General features: G+C 47.2%; 15 protein-coding genes and 1 riboswitch. Of the genes, 11 read left to right on the top strand and 4 right to left on the bottom strand.

The window, feature by feature from the left end:
• Window positions 1-46: 46 nt before the first annotated feature.
• Window positions 47-778: a ZIP family metal transporter gene (locus EC604_RS20225; protein WP_090924449.1), complete on the bottom strand. Its 732-nt coding sequence runs from the start codon at window positions 776-778 to the stop codon at window positions 47-49.
• A 257-nt stretch (window positions 779-1,035) separates the two neighbouring features.
• On the opposite strand from EC604_RS20225, the gene trxB reads away from it, so the two are divergent.
• Complete coding sequence (gene trxB / locus EC604_RS20220; RefSeq protein ID WP_090924450.1) at window positions 1,036-1,977, top strand: thioredoxin-disulfide reductase; 942 nt, start codon at window positions 1,036-1,038, stop codon at window positions 1,975-1,977.
• A 123-nt stretch (window positions 1,978-2,100) separates the two neighbouring features.
• Complete coding sequence (locus EC604_RS20215; protein WP_056693307.1) at window positions 2,101-2,331, top strand: glutaredoxin family protein; 231 nt, start codon at window positions 2,101-2,103, stop codon at window positions 2,329-2,331.
• Window positions 2,332-2,563: 232 nt separating this feature from the next.
• Here EC604_RS20215 and EC604_RS20210 read toward each other — a convergent pair whose 3' ends face one another.
• Together EC604_RS20210 and EC604_RS20205 are read right to left on the bottom strand one after the other, a co-directional pair.
• Window positions 2,564-2,752, bottom strand: coding sequence for a hypothetical protein (locus EC604_RS20210; protein ID WP_430538811.1), 189 nt, complete (start codon window positions 2,750-2,752; stop codon window positions 2,564-2,566).
• 162 nt (window positions 2,753-2,914) lie between these two features.
• Window positions 2,915-4,078, bottom strand: coding sequence for an ROK family transcriptional regulator (locus EC604_RS20205; protein WP_123065877.1), 1,164 nt, complete (start codon window positions 4,076-4,078; stop codon window positions 2,915-2,917).
• 214 nt (window positions 4,079-4,292) lie between these two features.
• On the opposite strand from EC604_RS20205, the gene xylA reads away from it, so the two are divergent.
• From xylA to EC604_RS20155, 9 genes are all read left to right on the top strand, one after another.
• A complete protein-coding gene (gene xylA, locus EC604_RS20200; RefSeq protein ID WP_123065876.1) occupies window positions 4,293-5,609 on the top strand; it encodes a xylose isomerase in 1,317 nt (438 codons plus the stop codon).
• A 138-nt stretch (window positions 5,610-5,747) separates the two neighbouring features.
• Entirely contained in the window at window positions 5,748-5,990 is a 243-nt protein-coding gene (locus EC604_RS30295) for a hypothetical protein (RefSeq protein WP_205127941.1), read from the top strand.
• A gap of 115 nt (window positions 5,991-6,105) precedes the next feature.
• The gene (gene xylB / locus EC604_RS20190) at window positions 6,106-7,599 is read left to right on the top strand and encodes a xylulokinase (protein WP_123065874.1); all 1,494 of its coding nucleotides are present in this window, start codon (window positions 6,106-6,108) and stop codon (window positions 7,597-7,599) included.
• A 223-nt stretch (window positions 7,600-7,822) separates the two neighbouring features.
• On the top strand, window positions 7,823-8,611 hold the full coding sequence (locus EC604_RS20185) for a glycosyltransferase family 2 protein (protein ID WP_240037049.1): 789 nt from the start codon (window positions 7,823-7,825) through the stop codon (window positions 8,609-8,611).
• Between the two features lie 23 nt (window positions 8,612-8,634).
• On the top strand, window positions 8,635-10,914 hold the full coding sequence (locus EC604_RS30290) for a glycosyltransferase (protein ID WP_240037048.1): 2,280 nt from the start codon (window positions 8,635-8,637) through the stop codon (window positions 10,912-10,914).
• 966 nt (window positions 10,915-11,880) lie between these two features.
• Window positions 11,881-12,522: a bifunctional 4-hydroxy-2-oxoglutarate aldolase/2-dehydro-3-deoxy-phosphogluconate aldolase gene (locus EC604_RS20170; RefSeq protein ID WP_123065976.1), complete on the top strand. Its 642-nt coding sequence runs from the start codon at window positions 11,881-11,883 to the stop codon at window positions 12,520-12,522.
• A gap of 206 nt (window positions 12,523-12,728) precedes the next feature.
• Window positions 12,729-13,691: an alpha/beta hydrolase gene (locus tag EC604_RS20165; protein ID WP_240037047.1), complete on the top strand. Its 963-nt coding sequence runs from the start codon at window positions 12,729-12,731 to the stop codon at window positions 13,689-13,691.
• Window positions 13,692-13,902: 211 nt separating this feature from the next.
• A complete protein-coding gene (locus EC604_RS20160; protein ID WP_161556992.1) occupies window positions 13,903-16,287 on the top strand; it encodes a YcdB/YcdC domain-containing protein in 2,385 nt (794 codons plus the stop codon).
• A 442-nt stretch (window positions 16,288-16,729) separates the two neighbouring features.
• Entirely contained in the window at window positions 16,730-17,857 is a 1,128-nt protein-coding gene (locus EC604_RS20155) for a transglutaminase domain-containing protein (RefSeq protein ID WP_123065871.1), read from the top strand.
• A 258-nt stretch (window positions 17,858-18,115) separates the two neighbouring features.
• Here the strand turns inward: EC604_RS20155 and EC604_RS20150 are convergent, their stop codons facing one another.
• Entirely contained in the window at window positions 18,116-19,606 is a 1,491-nt protein-coding gene (locus EC604_RS20150; protein WP_123065870.1) for an amino acid permease, read from the bottom strand.
• Between the two features lie 113 nt (window positions 19,607-19,719).
• Window positions 19,720-19,939: riboswitch (Lysine riboswitch) on the bottom strand.
• Window positions 19,940-19,944 lie beyond the last annotated feature (5 nt).

Below are 19,944 nucleotides of genomic sequence, written 5' to 3'. Positions count from 1 at the left end.
TGCAGAATCTTTTAGCTTTTTTTAGCTGCTCACCTTGTGCACCAATTTAAAATAGCTCGGTTAGTCCGATCATCGTAATCAGACCAAACAGGAAGGAGATTGTTGCTGCGCGTGCATTGCCGTCACCGTGACTCTCAGGGATGAGCTCTTTGTACACGATGAACATCATCGCGCCTGCTGCAAAAGCAAGACCATATGGCACCAGCCCAGCAACGAGACTACTGAGCGTATATCCGATCATGGCCGTTATAATCTCTACAGCCCCAGTCAGTGTTGCGATGCCAAGTGCCTTGAAGCGACCGATGTTCTGATTGACGAGAAAGAGAGCGACCAGAAATCCTTCCGGTGCATTTTGTAATCCTATGGAAAAGGCGATCAGATTTCCTAAGTTCTCATCCGTACTAGCGTAACTTACACCGACGGACAAGCCCTCCGGCAAGTTATGCATCGTAATAGCTGCGATAATCATAAAGGCTTTGCCTTCAATTTTGAAAGGCATCTTTTCGGGATTCTCCAGATCTACGTGCGGAATACGCATCTCCAGCACCAGCAGAACCAAGCTACCGAGCATAATGCCAAAAGCAAGAACAAATAGATTAGATTGTCCCAGTGCTTCGGGAATGAGATTGTACACCGAGGCCGAGGTCATAATACCCGCTGCGTAAGCGAGTAAAATGTCGCGCAGACGATGTGATATTTTACGCATAAATAAGATCGGTACGGCCCCAAGTCCGGTAGACATGGCCGAAATAATACTGCCGAGTAGAGCGTCGTTCATGCTTCCATTTTCCCTCCTGATGAAGACTTCTTCATAATCGCTGCCGAGCATTGACACCGTACATAAAAGAGATCATAATGAACAACAGATTAGAATGATTATAAATTAGAATTCCGTTTCTGCATAGGCAAATCGTCATATTCGCAGGCAGCTCTGATGGACATGATGTGGGCTATCCGTTCTAGTGTATGCAAAGGCTCGCGCTTTTGATGCCGGAGGGCTTGATCTTTTTGCAGAACATGGGGGAGGAACTATACATGTATAAATCAATTATTATTGGAACAGGCCCTGCAGGGCTGACAGCAGCAATCTATCTGGCACGCGCCAACTTGAACCCACTCGTTATTGAAGGACCGCAACCTGGCGGACAGCTGACAACAACGACAGAAGTGGAGAACTTCCCGGGTTTCCCTGATGGCATCATGGGCCCTGAACTGATGGACAATATGCGTAAGCAAGCAGAGCGTTTTGGCGCAGAATTCCGTACGGGCTGGGTAAACAACATCGATATGAGCGAGCGTCCTTTCAAAATTCAAGTCGAAGGTATGGGAGAACTTGTATCCGAAACGTTGATCTTGTCTACAGGCGCATCTGCTAAATATTTGGGTATCCCAGGAGAAGAAACAAACGTGGGCCGCGGTGTCAGCACTTGTGCGACATGTGACGGATTCTTCTTCCGGAACAAAGAGATTATCGTTATCGGCGGCGGCGATTCCGCATTGGAAGAAGCAAGCTTCTTGTCCCGTTTCGGTTCCAAAGTAACGCTGGTGCACCGTCGTGAAGAACTGCGCGGCTCCAAAATCATGCAAGATCGTGCACGCAGCAACGAGAAAGTAGAAATGGCGCTGAACCGCACACCACTTGAAGTGATTGCTGGCGACAACGGCGTAACTGGCTTGAAAGTGCTCAACAATGCAACCGGCGAAGAAGAAGTGATTCCGGCAAGCGGCGTATTTGTAGCGATTGGTCACACACCAAACACTGGTTTCTTGGGTGGTCAGATTACTACAGACGAGCATGGTTACATTTTGACAACTCCAGGTACTTCTGAAACAAACATCCCAGGCGTATTCGCATGTGGTGACGTTCAGGATACACGCTATAAACAAGCGATTACAGCAGCAGGAAGCGGATGTATGGCTGCGATGGACACCGAGAAATTCATTGAAAGCCTGGAGCACAGCGCAGTAGCGTTGTAATTCGGAGTTGGCATTAAAGGACTTTGGATTAAAAAGCTGTAACTCCAGTGTTGAACAGTGCTTTTTTAAGCTTATTAATAATTAACGATATAAATCAAATAATCATTATGAGGTGAATCGAACATGGAAAACGTAATTGTATACACATCCACGAACTGCCCGAACTGCAAATCCGTGAAGTCTTTCCTGGCTGATAAAGGCATTGCTTACGAAGAGCGCAACATCGAGACAAGCGACGAGTTCGCACAACAAGTATGGGATATGGGCGTACGCGCAGTTCCTTTGACTGTAATCGGTGAACACCGCATTCTGGGTATGAACAAAACACAATTTGCTAAAGCGTTGGACGCTTAATTCATGCTTGGCTAGCTATGGTTGCTGGCTATGTAGTTTAACAGAATTGAAGCTATTCCGGTTCGCGCGAGCCGTTTGAATATAGAAGTGAAGAGAAGAAAAACCGTACCTGATGAGGTACGGTTTTTCTGTTTTTACATTTTTAGAAGGAATGTAAAAGTAACAAAAAAAGAAGACGCGTAAGGCAACGTCTGAATGTAAGGACATTGCGCATAAGCGTCTTCTTTTTGAGCTAGAAAAAAATACTCATACACGTCTGAAATACGACATACACCAGTAAACCTGACAACATGTACATGAAACCAGCCTTCTTTTTGCTCTGAAAAAATCGAAGTATGCCCAGGCTGAACAGGGGCGCAAGCACAATCAGGAACAGGAGTACGGTGACAAATACTGGCGCCGAGATATCTGATGTATCCACGTAGGTCACGAGTTTTCACTCCGTTTCATTATCGGATAACACGGCAACGAGAACGCTGCCATGACAAAAATCACATAATCTCATTATACCTCTGGATTTCTTTAACAAAAAGGGAGGAAATGGGGCGAAATCTTGTCAATTTTAATGATTTTTAGCTAAATATTAAACAGAAACCCTTACATTTCCTAAAAATTGGGATATTGCTGAATATGCTGCCCCTATTCGAGTTGAACGGCTACCGAGTGCAGCCCATTCGACTTGCAGACTTCGACGGTGATAAGGCAGCGTACGTTCCTCGACCACCTGTTTGAGTGCGGATTCAATCCAAGGTTTAGCCTCCGAAAGCGGCCCTCCAATAATAATACGTTCCGGGTTAAAGCTATTAACGATGTTGGTAATACCCACACCTAGCTTGCGTCCAATGATGTCGTATAAGGCTATCACGTCCTGGTGTCCATTCTGGGCGTGTTCAATCAGTTCTTTGGTCGTATATGCAGGCAGATGCTGCTGATCCGGGTGTTCGTATACTTTTTCCGAGGCATATAACTCCCAGCATCCCCGATTTCCGCAAGAACAAGGCAGACCCTCTGCTTCAATGGACATATGTCCAGTCTCACCAGCGTATCCCCAAGCACCCTTATATAATTCACCATCAACCATAATGCCTGAACCAATCCCGATCCCTGCACTGATATAGATCAGATGACGCACACCAACACCTGCACCGAAATTCAATTCACCACGCGCTCCCGCGTTGGCCTCGTTATCTATGGTGACAGGCAGGTTGAAGCTTTCTTCCATCATGGCTCGCAAGGGTACCATCTCCCACTTCAAGTTGGGCGCAAACAGCACGGTGCCTTGTTCATCCACCATCCCTGGAACGCCGATGCCAATGCCTATGACGCCGTGTGGAGAGGGGGGAGCTTGCTTCATCAGGTGACTCGCAGCCAGCTTTAATTGTTCAAATACAGACGCTGTGTCATGCTGCTCCAGATTAAGGGCATATTCGGCGACGATATGACCTTCAAGATCAGTGAGCACACCTTTCAAACGGGTTACGCTCAATTCCAGGCCAACCGCATATCCAGCCGTACCTCGGAAAAGCAACATTAGAGGTTTGCGTCCACCGCTGGATTCTCCGGGTCCAATCTCCTGCACTAACTCATCGCTGATCAAATCCGCCACCAGATTGGAAACCGTTGCTTTGTTGAGGCCGGTCACTTCAGACAATTTGGCCCGGGAAAGGGGGGCGTGACGGCGAATCGTATCCAGTACGATCGACTTGTTTATTTTTTTGACCAGCATCTGGTCTCCGGTAATTTTCATATCGTTAAGGCACTCCTATTCTTTGTAACAAAGGATTTCATGTATATCCGCTAAGAAGCTATTCGACTATTATAGCGTAAACGAACCGGGAAAAAACAATTTTATTTTTACTTTGTTTAACCAATAGACAAAGTAAAATGGATGTGTTAGGATAACGGTGTAAACGATTTCTTAAACAAACTCTTTTTAAAACTTTTGAGGAGGCATTTATCACATGGCCTATTTTGAATCCGTTAATAAGATTGCATTCGAAGGTAAAGATTCCAAGAATCCATTTGCTTTTAAACATTATAATCCACAAGAAGTTGTCGCTGGCAAAACGATGGAAGAACACTTCCGTTTCGGTATGGCTTACTGGCATACATTAACTGCAGGCGGCAGTGACCCGTTCGGTGCTGAAACAGCGGTACGTTCATGGGATAGCTACTCCGGTCTGGATAAAGCGAAAGTTCGTGTAGAAGCGGCTTTTGAATTCATGGAAAAAATGAATCTCCCATACTACTGTTTCCACGATGTAGACGTGGCTCCAGAAGGCGCATCACTGCGTGAATTCTACAGCAACATCGATACGATCGTTGATCTGTTGGAAGAGCACATGAAAGCAAGCGGCAAAAAGCTGCTGTGGAACACGGCTAACATGTTCTCCAACCCACGTTTCATGTTTGGTGCAGCATCCACTTGCAACGCAGATGTATATGCTCACGCAGCAGCACAGATCAAAAAAGGCCTGGAAGTAGGTAAACGTCTCGGTGCAGAAAACTATGTCTTCTGGGGTGGTCGTGAAGGTTACGACACATTGCTGAACACGGATATGCAACTGGAACAAGACAACATTGCTCGTATGTTCCACATGGCTGTTGATTATGCAAAAGAAATCGGCTTTGACGCTCAGTTTCTGATCGAGCCTAAACCTAAAGAGCCAACGAAACACCAATATGACTTTGACGCAGCAACTTCCATTGCATTCTTGCAAAAATATGATCTCGACAAACAGTTCAAGCTGAACCTTGAAGCGAACCATGCAACGCTGGCTGGTCACACATTTGACCATGAAATCCGCGTAGCACGTATCAACGGCATGCTCGGTTCCCTGGATGCAAACCAAGGCGATCTGCTGATTGGCTGGGATACGGACGAGTTCCCGGTTGATATGTATGATGCTACTCTGACCATGTATGAAGTGTTGAAAAACGGCGGTCTGGGCAAAGGTGGCGTAAACTTTGACGCTAAAGTTCGCCGTGGCTCCTTCGAACCTGAGGATCTGTTCCTGGCTCACATCGCAGGTATGGATACGTATGCGAAAGGTCTGAAAGTAGCTTCCAAGCTGATCGAAGACCGTGTATTCGATGAATTCATCGAGCAACGTTACAGCAGCTTCAACGAAGGCATCGGTGCAGATGTTGTTGCAGGTAAAGCTACACTTGCTTCTCTCGCTGAGTATGCACTGAACAACGAAAATCCACGCAAAAACCAATCCGGACGTCAGGAATTGCTGAGAGCAAAACTCAATCAATACATCCTGGCTGACTAATAGCAGTCTTTAATAACAGTCTTAGAGGAAGAGTGGATTCATGTCCGAACGAACTGCCTATGACTAGATCATTGCCGCAGATAAAATAGGAATCATACCTCTTCCTACTCGGTGCAAAAGTATGTTGCACCCTGGACGTTGAATAAGCGTGACATTCAAACCGTCCCCGCTTTCCTCTGGGAAGGCGGGGACGGTTTGTTGTCATTGAAGCCCAATTTGCCGCAAACGAGTACGGTTGTACCGTTTGAAAGCAACGTTACAAGGGGCATGCAGAAACGGAGTGGGGAGAAAGAAACCGGAGAAACGGAGCTGAAAGCTTTCAGGAGGAAAGCTGACATCGTAAGCATATGCTACGCATTTACAACCGGATTTCACCCTTGAAAAGGGGGAAGTGAGGAAATCCGGGGGTAAGGGAGATCGGAGGGCTTTCTGCACACGGAGTGACCTTCCATGTCCACTAAGGTTTCAATCCTGTATAAACGAAAGGAGTATACTTATGAGTTATGTAATTGGCGTCGATCTCGGAACAAGTGCAGTCAAGACCGTTTTGGTCAATCGAGAAGGTAAAGTGGCATTTGAAGCATCGGAGGCTTATCCGTTGTATCAGCCTAAAGCTGGATATAGTGAACAAAATCCAGAGGATTGGGTGGAGCAGACGATTTTATCGCTTCGCAAGCTATTGGAAGTATCGGGCGTGCAACCTTCCGAGATTGAAGGATTAAGCTTCTCCGGTCAGATGCACGGGCTGGTGCTGGTGGATGCAGAAGGTAAACCACTGCGCAATGCCATCCTGTGGAACGATACCCGAACGACAGCACAGTGCCGCCGGATTGAGAAGGTGCTTGACAGCAAGTTGCTCAGCATTGCCCGGAACCGTGCATTGGAAGGTTTTACGCTGCCTAAAATCTTGTGGGTGCAGGAAAATGAACCTGAATTGCTGGAACAAGCGTCCTTGTTCTTGTTGCCAAAAGACTACGTCCGTTATCGCCTGACTGGCGATTACGCGATGGATTATTCCGATGCAGCGGGTACGTTGCTGCTGGATGTGGCAGGCAAACAATGGAGCACGGAGATCGCATCGGCATTTAATCTGCCGATGTCACTTTGCCCGCGCCTAGTTGAATCTTTTGACGAAGTCGGCACCTTATTGCCTGAGATTGCAGAGCAAACAGGCTTGGCGTCAGTAACTAAAGTATTTGCTGGCGGTGCCGATAATGCTTGCGGTGCAATTGGCGCAGGCATACTAAGTGAAGGACAGACGATGTGCAGCATCGGTACGTCTGGGGTCGTTCTCTCGTACGAAGAACGTAAGGATCTCGATTTCGAAGGAAAAGTGCACTTTTTTAATCACGGGGAGAAAGATGCCTTCTATATTATGGGTGTAACGCTTGCGGCGGGATACAGTCTCTCCTGGTTCAAAGACACCTTTGCAGCAGACAAATCATTCGATGTGCTTTTGCAGGGAATCGACCAGATTCCGGCAGGAAGCAACGGTCTGCTGTTCACGCCATATATCGTAGGGGAGCGCACACCTCACCCTGATGCGAATATTCGAGGCAGTTTTATCGGCATGGATGCCGGACATAAGCTGGAGCATTTTGGACGTGCTGTAATGGAAGGCATCACCTTCTCGTTACGTGAGTCGATTGATATTTTGCGTGGTGCGGGCAAGACGGTCAATGAGGTGATCTCCATTGGCGGCGGAGCGAAGAACGAAGCTTGGCTGCAGATGCAAGCGGACATTTTCAATGCAACGATTGTGAAGCTGGAGAGTGAGCAAGGTCCGGCGATGGGGGCAGCCATGCTGGCGGCTTATGGCAGTGGCTGGTTCCCGACGTTGCAAGAGTGTGCGGCGGCATTTATTCGTCCAGCGAAGTCCTACGAACCAAATCCGGAGACGGTAGCGGTCTATGACGGATTATTTGCCATTTATCAAGAGGTGTACGGACAGACACGTGGCTTGAATGATCGTTTGGCGGCATATCGTTAAATCGCCATGGAGAAGCAGGAGCAATCCTATTTCCAGAACAAGCCTATAAAAGCATAAGCTGTGATAAAAGAAACATTAGAGAAGCATTCGCGCAGGCGAGTGCTTTTTTGTTTTGTTTACTCTATGGACCTCACATTTGCCCTGCATAACCGGATTCCAGCTTAGCATAGATTGGATATAGAGGGTTTGCGTCTACAAGAACCGGAAGCATGGGGGTGTGGGGTTGGAAGAGCAGGAGCAACAGGAGCAGGAACAGGAACAGGAGCAAGAGCAAGAGCAACAGAATCATGGGCAGGGAAAGGAACAACTGGTAAATCAAAGGCCACATATCACCTTATCCATGATTGTATGCAACGAGGAGAAGCGATATCTTAGGCAGGCACTTGTAACACATCGTCCATGGATTGATCGGGCTGTCATTATTGATGATGGAAGTACGGATGGGACGGCCGCCATGTGCAGAGAGCTTTTACAAGGTATTCCTCTTGTACTAGTGCAGAATCCGGTCTCGCGTTTTTCCGATGAGGTGACTCTGCGAAAACAACAATGGGAGGAGACCCTCTCAACGAACCCGGAGTGGATTCTTAATCTGGATGCGGACGAGGTTTTAACACCGGATTTTGGGATTTTGCGGGATGACATCTTAAGCGGATGGGAAGAAGCTATTTATTTCCGTTTATATGATATGTGGAGTGAGACTGCGTACCGTGAGGATGCATACTGGCAGGCACATATGTATTATCGGCCTTTTCTCATCAAGTATCGTCCCGGGATGGTGTATGAATGGAAGGAAACACCGCAGCATTGCGGACGATTCCCGTTGAGCATTCAGCATCTGCCCTATGCCTGTCATACCCCGCGAGTGAAGCATTATGGCTGGGCAAGAGAAGAAGATCGTGTTCGCAAATATGAGAGATACCAAACACTGGACCCCGAAGCACAGTATGGCTGGAAAGAGCAATATGAATCGATATTGGATGCAGAGCCTCGGCTTATTCCATGGTCTGATTAAGGGGAAGGGAGTGAGCTTCATTGATGAAAGAACCGCTAGACCGTAAAAGCAGTAACAAAAGTATCCAAGATGAACTGCCAGCGGATACCATACCATCCAAGTCTGAGAAGGAGACAGGGCAAACGTTAAGGATAAAACAAGAAAAAGAAAAAGAAAAAGAGCGAGTACACAAACAAGAGCAAACCCCGGAGCAAGAGCAAATCCCGGAACAAGAACAAGAACAAGGACAAGAACAGAAGCAAGTGGAACAGCCCCAACAAATGACAAGTCAGAAGGGAAAACAACAGCCACAGCAAAGCGAAGAGGAAAAGGACAAGAAAATGGAAAAGCAAGAGCAAGAGCAAGAGGATATCTCGCAAAGTACCCGTGAGCGTATCCTCATTGCCAGCCCTGTACGGCAGACAGCGGCCATTCTGAATGAATTTTTGGATTCCCTGCAAAGACTTGAGCGAAAGACGGTGCGTACAGACTATTTGTTTGTAGATGATAATGAGGAAGCAGCCTCCTCGCAAATGCTGCATGATTTTGTACTTCGCCATAACGGTAAGATGATTCATGCTCGCGATTTGAATGGTACGGAGAGTGGGGACGCGGACGATCCAGGGAACTACAACAAAGATGAAGGTGGTCACTACTGGAGAAACGAACAGGTATGGCGAGTGGCCAGGCTGAAAAATAACATTTTACAGTACGCACGTGAGCATCAATATGATGGTGTGTTTCTGATCGATTCCGATCTGGTGCTGCACCCGCGTACGCTGGAACAATTGGTATCGAGCCAAAATGAGATTGTATCCAATATTTTTTGGACCAGCTGGCAACCGGGAACAAAGGAAATGCCGCAAGTATGGCTTCAGGATGAGTATGCACTCTATCGTCGGGGAGGGTCAGCTCTTGCGGGCATAGAAGCGCAGGATGAAGACGCCCAGGCGAGTACCTTTCTAAACCAGCTGCGTATTCCGGGTTGTTATGAGGTGGGTGGATTAGGTGCTTGTACTCTAATTCGGCGATCTGTACTTGAAGCGGGAGTGAATTTTGATCGTATCCCGAATGTTTCTTTTTGGGGAGAGGATCGTCATTTCTGCATTCGTGCTCAGGCGTACGGGTTTCAACTGTTTGTGGACACTCACTACCCAGCCTATCATATCTATCGTTTGTCCGACTTGCCGGGGGCAGCGGCCTATAACCGCAGAATTAGACGAGGCGAAGAGAGCATTCGTATTAGCTTATGTATGATTGTGAAAAATGAAGAAACCTCCCTTGCCAGATGTCTGGACTCCGTAAAAGGAATTGCCGATGAGATCGTCATCGTGGACACAGGTTCCACGGATCGCACAAGGCAAATTGCGGCTCAGTACACCGACTGTATTTTCGATTTTGAGTGGGTGGATGATTTTGCTGCGGCACGGAACTTTGCCTTTGATCAGGCCTCCTGCGAATATATATTATGGCTGGATGCGGATGATGTGTTTGAACCAGAGGATCGCGCCAAACTGATTGCATTGAAACAGTCGCTTGATCCGGCAGTGGACAGTGTAACGATGGATTACAACCTTTCCTTCACTCCAGAGGGCAAGGTCGCGTATAGTCTGCGGCGAAATCGTCTGGTGCGGCGGGATCGCCAGTTTCGCTGGATTGGAGCAGTGCATGAATACTTGGCTGTAGCAGGTAATTTGCTGCATAGTGATGTGGCTGTGACGCATAAGAAAGATAAGGTGTATACAGATCGAAACCTAAGAATATATCGGAAACGGGAACAGGCTGGTGAAGACTTCTCACCGCGTGACCTCTATTATTTTGGCAATGAACTGAAAGACCATGCTTATCACGAAGAAGCCATAACCTACTATGAGAAATTTCTGGACACCGGACTGGGATGGGTCGAGGATCGGATTGCAGCCTGCCAGAAAATTGCGGATTGCGAGGCAGTACTGAAACGCCCGGAACGGGAAGCAGCTGCGTTGTTCCGTTCCTTTGCCTATGATTTGCCGAGAGCAGAGGTGTGCTGCCGACTGGGGGGATATTTTGCAGATAGAGAAGACTACCGCCAAGCTATATTCTGGTATGAACAGGCCGTGCAGGCGATCCGTCCAGGTGATCCGATGGTTGTACTGAATGAAGCAGCGTGGACTTGGATGCCGCATCTGCAACTATGTGTATGTTATGATCGGATGGGCAACCGAGCGAAAGCGAAGGAGCACAACGACATTGCCCTAGCTTATCATCCTACTCACCCAAGTATGTTGTACAATGATCGATATTTTAAGGATTTGGCGAAGGAAAGCGTATTGGAGAATGCATAGAGTTTAGCTTAACGGGCTTTAATAGCGATATATGATCAGCACGTTAGTTGCCATAATGCATGTAATGCAAGGAAATTGTTGCATTTGTAGCTCCTCTTATTCAAAAAACTAGAATGAATCCTAAGGTTAACAGAGTCCACCTCTTCGCGATGAAGAGGTTTTTTTGTGTCTATTTTTAAAACCAGAATTAAGGAGACGGGCCCACAGGGGGAGAAAACTGGCAGGGGATCTCGCGGAAGAGCTCAATATTCCGAAAGATAAGTTTGTGGAAAACCATCGCTCTGAGTTTTTTTGGAGAAAATGTGCGCCATTTTAGATGTATCTCGTAGTGGATATTACAATGAGTTCGTGGGATTCATGGCAGGGTAACTGGCTCCGACTTTATTCTAACGATCACAGGAGAGCTTATTTCAAGGTTTTTGAGGGTATGAGAATTTTAACGATCACCACAGACGCTATTTCGGCAAGAATGCACATAATGGGGCGAAAACATCACTAATCTGAGTAAATAAGCTCTCTGGTGATCGTTAGAAAATAAGTAGTGGCGAATCAGGCTAAATAAGGTTTCTGGTGATCGTTAGAAAATGTGATGTTATGTCTAAACCGCGAATCGGAGCTAATAATTGCAATGACAAAATGGAAATGCCTGATGCCTGATGCCTGATGCCTGATGCCTGATGCCTGAGGTCGTGATGTCTTGATGCCTTGATGCCTTGATGCCTTTATACTCTATACCTCTATCTCTTGGTCGTTCTGGCACCGCAGGGAGACTTATTGTTATGTTGTCCACAATCCCTACTTCCACGATCCCTATTATGGATTAATGTATTTCGTTCAATGGAGCATATGCATTACAATAGTTTTTAACGGAAAAGCAGTGAACACCAAGACTTGTCTTCACGGGTTTTTGGCTGCCGAATCTGAACGAAGCAAGGGGAGTGAATGGATATGAATATGGATATGGATATGGATCTGACAGAAGTATTACTCGAATCCAGACTGGTCGCGATCGTACGCGGCATAAGCCGGGAAGAGGCGGTGACAGCTGGTCAGGGCATGACCGACGGTGGCATTCGTTTAATGGAAGTAACGCTGAATACACCGAATGCGCATCAGATCATTGCTGACTGGCGCGAACGTCACGGAGGACAAGCCTATGTCGGCGCAGGCACGGTACTCAATGTGAGCATGGCGAAGGAAGCCGTGTCTGCAGGGGCACAATTTTTGGTATCCCCCAATGTCGATCTGTCTGTTATTGAATATGCTGTAGAACACGGTGTTGAGATTTGGCCTGGGGCGATGACACCAACGGAGATTGTAGCTGCATATGAAGCGGGAGCGCGGGCTGTTAAGCTGTTTCCTATGGCTAGTCTGGGTATTCCATACCTGCGTGAAATCAAGGCACCTCTCGATCACATTCCACTGCTCGCAACGGGTGGCGCGACGCTGGAGAATATCGCTGCCTATTATGAGGCAGGTGCAGCCGCAGTAGGCTTGGGAAGTGCACTTTTGCCAAAAGAAGCTCTAGCTTCGAGAGATAGCGCACAGATTGCAGAGCGAGCAAGAGCATTTGTGAAGGCAGCGACTGCGAGAACAGACAGTAGATAGCGTTTAGGTAACGTTAAGAGCAAAGGGACTAGAGTAGAGGGCTTAATTTAAGAAGAAATAAGTAAATTAGGCGTAATGGGGTATATATAAAAAGAGTTTACATGGTTAATCGTGATTACTAACAAAAATGGAGATCATTTAACGTGTAGTTGATCCTGTTATCGTATGATAAGCATATGTCAGTAGCCAGAGAGGAGAGAGGCCTTGTGAAAGCGAGAACGATGATTGGCGGTATGTTGGCAGTAGCCGCTGTAACTGCGGGTGGTTTATGGAAGGCAGCGGTAAAAAGCCAGACACCCAAAAAAATTCCGATTACGTTGACACCGCCGATGCCTTTTGAGGATATTACCTTTGAAAGTGGAGGGGGACAGGTGCAAGGTTGGTTCATTCCAGCGAGACCCGATGTTCCTAAGCCTTGGCCGCTCGTGATAATAGCACATGGCTGGGGTTCCAATCGCTCTCGTGTATTACGCTATGCGCACCCCATCTGGGAAGCCGGGTATGCACTGTTTATGTATGATGTGCGTAGTCATGGAGCCAGTGATCCTGTTCGTGCTGCATCAGCCTATCTGTTTAGGGACGATCTACTGGCTGCGTTGACGTATGTATCAGGCCGGTCCGAGATTGACCCCGAAGCTATCGGAGTGTTGGGGCATTCCTTGGGCGGACTGGGAACGATTCTTGCAATTACAGAAGGCATTCCAGTTTCCGCCGTGGTCACCGACTCCATGCCATCCCAGTTTCAGGTGATCGTCAGTTCGGAACTGAGACGCCGGCGCCTGCCGCTTTTCCCGCTGGCACAGTTGATCCCCCGAATCTGGTTTTGGCGGTTAGGTGAGTCTTTAAAGACGTATCAGCAGAATGATGCAGTAATGATGCTGAATGAGCGGCGAAGAAGCATGCAGTTGCCATTTTTGATGGTACACTCCAAAGGGGATAATTTTATTCCACCGAGTGAACTGGAATATTTTATGTCCAAAGCCGATCCGCCGGTAGAGCATCTATGGGTTAACAGTGAAGGTCACAGCTGCTCTGAGGAAGATCCGGCTTTCTGGGATACGGTCATACCGTTCCTGAAAATGCATGTTCGTTCCGCTCCAGAGAGAGCTGCGCATGACGAAACTACAATTAATCAGGACGCAACAGATCTGCATCATAGCGCAGGTTGATAGCGAAAAACGCCAACTCGATTGGCGTTTTTTTTGTTGTGTCTTTTTATTATACAGAAATTCACAATTGTAAAATTACCCGGAAAACAGCGATTAAAAAGGAAGCTTATGGTATCATAGATTAGAATGGCAAAATTCATGCGAGAGTATTTATCATGCATCTTGCGTGAAATCGAAGGGAGAGGTAACCATTTTGAGTTGGGATTGGAACATGAATGGAAGGCTTAAAACGTTCACAGCCAAAGCCGCAGCAACAGCAATGGCAACTCTGCTGTTTACGACACAGGTACCAGGTTTGACGGGGAGCGCATCCGCTGCTCAGGCGGGAGCTGGCTCAGTGAATGAAGCAGTGTCGGGGGAAAATGATCAACTAGACGTAACAAGCAATGACGTGCCGGAGGGTGCAAAAATTTCATCCAGGCAAGCCGCTGAAAATATATTAAAGCTGTTTCCGCTATTAAAAAAAGCGACGATCTCATCCGCTAATTTCGATGTATCCAATTCTTATCCACCGCCGGATTACAAAGTATGGGATGTCGGATTTCAGTTTGTACAAGGCAATCATTCCATGGGATTCAGCGCAAGTGTGCATGCAGGTACAGGGGAAGTCCTAAGTGTACATCTGCCATCTGAGTTTGTAGAGAGTCAGTTGTCATCCGTATCAGAGGTTCAACTGACCAAGGAAGAAGCCGAAAAAACGGCTTTGGAACTGCTACATCAAGCGATTCCTGAACTTAAGGATGGACAGTATGTACCGCTAGGAGACACGGTTTCACCTGTGGAACAGCAAGCGTTATTTGGCCGCAATGAATATCAATTTGTCTATAACTTGAAACATGATGGTGTTGTGTCGGATGCAGAGACAGTCTACATAACTGTGGATGAGAGAGGTCAGGCCACATCGTATTCACGTTCGACTATCTCGGCAAAATACCCCTCCTCCAAGCCGAAGGCCTCGGAAGAGCAGGCCAGACAGGTGTTTGAAGATGGATTTGATGTAGAGCTTGCATATATCTCCAAAGAACAATTGTCTTCCATACAGGGGCAAAAATATGTTCTTGGTTATTTGCCAAAAGGTGATAGTATGGGGCCGATTAACGCTAACACGTTAGACCGAATTGACGTGATGACAGGAAAAGCCGTGGACAAGAGCAGTTCACAGCAAAATAAAAAAGTAACGGGCAATGGGCCGGCATTTGCCGCAGCGAGCGGTCAGCGCCTAAATGTGCAACAGGCAGTAGAGCGGGTTGCAGCCAATTTTGACATTCCCAAGGATTACAAACTCGAGCACAGCCAATTAACTAAAGGTTACTATGGCAATGCGAACAGCCAGGTATGGAGTCTAAGCTGGAGCAATCGGAATGCAAACATATCCTATATGTTCATGCGTGATATTTCGGCACAGGTCGATGCGGTTACCGGACAGGTCTACAGCTACAATTTGATGCAACGGGTTGGACCAGAGATGGGGCAGGAAAAGCCTTCTCAAGAGAAGGATAAAAAGGCTGTTACTTCAACACAGGCCGAGAAACTTGCGATGAATACGATCATTGCCGCTGTACCACAGGCAAAAGAGCAGTATCAACTGGCCAGAATGATAGAAGCAGACGATGCTCGTACGTTTGTGTTTCAGCGTTATTTGAATGGGATTCGGGTTCAGGATGACACGGCACAGGTGCAGGTAAAGAACAATGGGGATATTACTGAATTCTATACACGCTTGGCGGCATCTTCTGAGCAACTACCGGCAGATATTACACCTGCAATCTCTTACGAAAAAGCTAGGGAACTCTATCTGAAGAAATATACGTTAACGTTGAATTATGCTCGTTACGGTGGGTTCGGTTTGGGTGCTAGTGAACCTGTACCTGTAGGAGTAAATTTGGCTTACGTACCTGTAAGCGGCAAGAAATCTCTATACAATTTGAATGAACTGCTCGATGCCAATACAGGTCAATGGTTCTTCATGTACGGTGTAGACCATGCGGCATCTCAGATCGAACCGACAGATATTGCGGGTCATATTGCTGAATCAGCTTTGCGTAACATGACCAAGCATAAGGTGTTGCTTGCCGATGAGCAGGGACGTGTATTTCCGGATCGGGTCGTTACCCGAGGAGAGTGGTTCAATTATCTGGCAAGAGCAATTAATCCGAACATGGACATGTACTATAACAGCGATAGCAATGAAAAACTTTTTGCTGATTTAACCATAGAAAGTCCGTATTACAAGGCGGTGAAAGTCCTCATAGATCAACGCTGGATCGGTGGAGCTGACCCTGAGAAGCAGCTAAAACCTGAGGAAGAAATGACACGTGAGGAATTGGCAGTCTTGCTGATGCGCATTCTACGTTATGAGAAGCTCGCCGGATTCTATATGCAGCCGTCCGATTTGCCTAACATTGCCGACGCCAGTGCGATCAACAATAAGGGTGCTGTTTCTCTGAGCTTGAAGCTTGGCTTGTTACCTTCTATTGAGGGAAGATTTATGCCTGCGCGCAAAGTAACGGTAGCCGAGGCATCTCAAGTTCTTGAGCGACTTGCCAAGTTACAGGGCAAAACGGACACGTTTATGAAAGGCAGCCGCCTTTATTAATTCCAGGCGGAGCTCACCTGCATTCATTTGTACGAATCTATACGCAGGCAAAGCCACTCATAATCTGCTCCAGGAAAACATAGGATGAAGTGAAGCGGCAAACATGATGACTGCAACTAAAGTTCAAGGGGCCTTCCGAGAAGGTCCCTTTTCCACTTGATTACACTAACATTGGAAAGATATAAGTTGAATTATTCTTTTACACGCTAACGAAGTGGACAGAAAAAACCTGGAAAAGCGAAGCGCTCGCGTTTATCACCGGATTTTCCCCTTTGGAAAAGGGAATTCAAAAAATCTGGGGATAACAGCGATGGGAAGGTTATTCTGTCCTTGGAGTGGACTGTGTAAAATTTTTAGTTCAACTTATATAGAACAATGAAAGCAAGACCTTTTATGATACAATAGGGCATGAGAATGCTACGAAGAAGGGTGGGGTCCTTTCATGGGTAAGAACGGTAAACGAGTGATCACCTTGTTGCTGGCAGGCTGTCTTGTTGCGGCTTGGTTGCCGCGTACGGTTGACCTTGATCAATTGTATGCCGCGTCAGGTACGTCCGAACTATCTACAGCGACGGATTTGCGTCAGACACTGTTGAATGCGATGTCGCAGCGTACAGAGAAAGTGGTGTTTACCTATAAGGGGAATGTGAAGGGCCTCAAGAAACAGTTGCAGACCTCTATCGATGAAGCAATGAAGAGTGATCCTTATATTCAATATACAGTGAAAAGTTATGCGTTTAACTATAAAGGCTCCAATACGTCAGCCGAGGTGGATGTGACCCTCTCGTATCGGGAAACGAAAGCGCAGACCGATTATGTGAATCGGAAAGTAGCTAGTGTGCTCAAAGAAATCATTAAACCTGGAATGACGAGCCATGAGAAAGTTAAAGTTATTCATGATTGGATTGTGTTAAACCTTGCTTATGATACCTCATTACAAAAATATACGGCTTATGACGGACTTGCGACAGGCAGTACTGTATGTCAAGGATACTCCTTGCTCACATATCGCATGCTGGAGCGGGTAGGGATTGAAAATCGCATTGTTGAAGGTCAAGCAGGCGGACAACTCCATGCCTGGAATCTGGTGAAGCTGGATGGAAAATGGTATCACCTCGATACAACATGGGATGATCCAACACCTGATCGCAAAGGCGTTGTGAGCCATAATTATTACTTGTTAAGTGATAAAGAGATGGCGCGTGACCATGTCTGGACAGGCAAAAACAAGTACCCTGCAGCCTATGCACCTTACCGTGATGCGCTGCTTAAACTGGCGAAGACGGACGGAAACAAGCAGGAGGTATACCAAAAGCTGTACCACGCACTGGAGTACTCTCTGTACGATGAACAGGATGCGGTCAAGGAACGGGCAGTGCTCAAAACCAAAGTCCAGAGTGTGCTAAATGAGGGCGGAACTTCGCTAACTTTTAGATATAAGGGCACGGAGAGCGGTTTGATCGAAGATTTGCAGGATCTGTACCAGCTAGGTATGAAGTCCATCTCCTATTTTGTCTCCAAGATGGAAGATACAACAGATCTGCGTGTCAAAATCAATTGGACCTTGTAATAGACAGACAGGTTCAGGATTCAGCCCCCGTACAACGGATCAAGTATATGCACAGCAACGTGTCTTTCTAATGATTGGAGCGCCCCGGTAACCTGGGCGCTCTTTTTGATATTCAGTTTTCAGGGGAATTGCACTGAAAAATAAATTCCCCTGTTCTACAAAAAAAGTCTCTGTAGAACAGGGGATTAATGAATCATTATCGTAGGTTTAAACGAAAAGCAGGGTTGAATCAACGACGACTACACTTAGCGACTGACCCTACTCTTTGATACCCGACGATTCGGTAGGCGTGAAGTCACATTCCTGCAGCGGAACAACCTTGGTTTTTTTGATCCATTTGTAACCAAGCCATAGAATGAGGAATAGCGGCACGCTCAGATAAGCAACAAGGGCTCCACTCCAGTCGATCTGGTCACCTGTGAATGCCTGATAGTTCTGTCCCAGAATCACGATGATACAAAGGACAAAAGCAAAGATCGGCCCAAACGGGAACCAACGTGCACGGTAAGGCAAATCCCTTAAATCCCGTCCTTGTGCAACATAAGCTCGCCGGAATCGGTAATGACTGATCGCAATACCCAGCCACGTAATGAATCCACACATGCCGGATGCATTTAGTAACCACGTATACACAATGCCGTCACCGAAGAGAGAAGCCAGAAATGCAAGCATGCCAACAGCGGTTGTGACGAGCAGCGCATTCATCGGAATGCCTCGTTTATTCAGCTTGCCAAGGAAACGCGGAGCTTTGCCATCCCGAGCAAGAGCGTAGAGCACACGGCTTGAAGCGTACATGCCGGAGTTCCCGGCTGAGAGCACGGAAGTCAGGATGACGGCATTCATGACAGAAGCCGCAATCGCAAGTCCTGCTTTTTCAAAGACAAGTGTAAACGGGCTGACCCCGATGTTCTCCAGATCACCCTTGAGCAGATTCGGGTGAGTGTAAGGAATAATTAAACTGATTACAGTAATCGCCAAAATGTAAAAGATCAGAATGCGCCAGAAGACCTGGCGAATGGCACGAGGCACGTTTTCGCGTGGATTCTCGCTTTCACCAGCGGCGACACCGATCAATTCCGTTCCCTGGAAGGAGAAACCCGCGGCCATAAACACGCCAAGGACTGCGAAGAAGCCGCCGTGGAATGGTGCATCGCCGACAGTAAAGTTGCTGAAGCCAACAGCTTCACCGCCCAGAATACCAAAAATCATTAATACGCCGACACTCAGGAAGATAATGACGGTGGCCACTTTGATAATGGCAAACCAATATTCCGATTCCCCGTATCCTTTGACGGACAGGATATTTAGAGCAAAGATCAGTACCAGGAATAGCAGACTCCATAGCATGGATGAGCTGTCCGGAAACCAATATTTAATCAGAACGGTAGCCGCAGCGAGTTCCGCGGCAATCGTTACCGCCCAGTTGTACCAGAAGTTCCAGCCCATGGCGAAGCCGAGAGCGGGGTCTACGAACCGAGCGGCATACGTATTAAAAGAACCGGAGTCCGGCATAAAGGTTGCGAGTTCTCCCAAGCTGGTCATGAGGAAATAAACCATGATTCCAACAGCTGCGTAGGCAAGTAATGCACCACCAGGGCCGGCAGTCGAGATGGCTGTACCACTTGCCAGAAACAGCCCCGTACCGATGGAGCCGCCGAGGGCAATCATGGTCATGTGACGTGCACGCAATCCTTTTTTCAATGTAGGTCCAGTTGTTGTTGTGTGTGATTGGTTGCTGCGGTCTTGCATGAAAACACTCCTTCATTTGTATTGCTAATGCAGATCATAAGCTCCATAAACCAAAAAAGACCACAGGCATGAGCCAGCGGTCTTGATATCTATATCCGCACCATGTCCCAGATGATTAAGATAGCTCAACACAGAAGAAGTCATACCTTTTTTAGAAAAAGATACGAATACTTGCTGTGACAGTTCTGCACCTTTCGGCTGCAGCCCCAGCTCACCGGACCGATAAAGGAACGTCCAGTAAACTTCGGCGGGTACACCTTTCGGCTGATCTCAACAGCGGCTCCTAACGCCTTCTTCAGCTTACTGATCGCACCCGCGACCTCTACCTCACCATGCAA

It is taken from the genome of Paenibacillus amylolyticus (assembly GCF_003719335.1).
GTDB lineage: Bacteria > Bacillota > Bacilli > Paenibacillales > Paenibacillaceae > Paenibacillus > Paenibacillus amylolyticus_D.
Note: the sequence above shows the minus strand (reverse complement) of the source record. Positions and strands in the feature narration are given on the sequence as shown.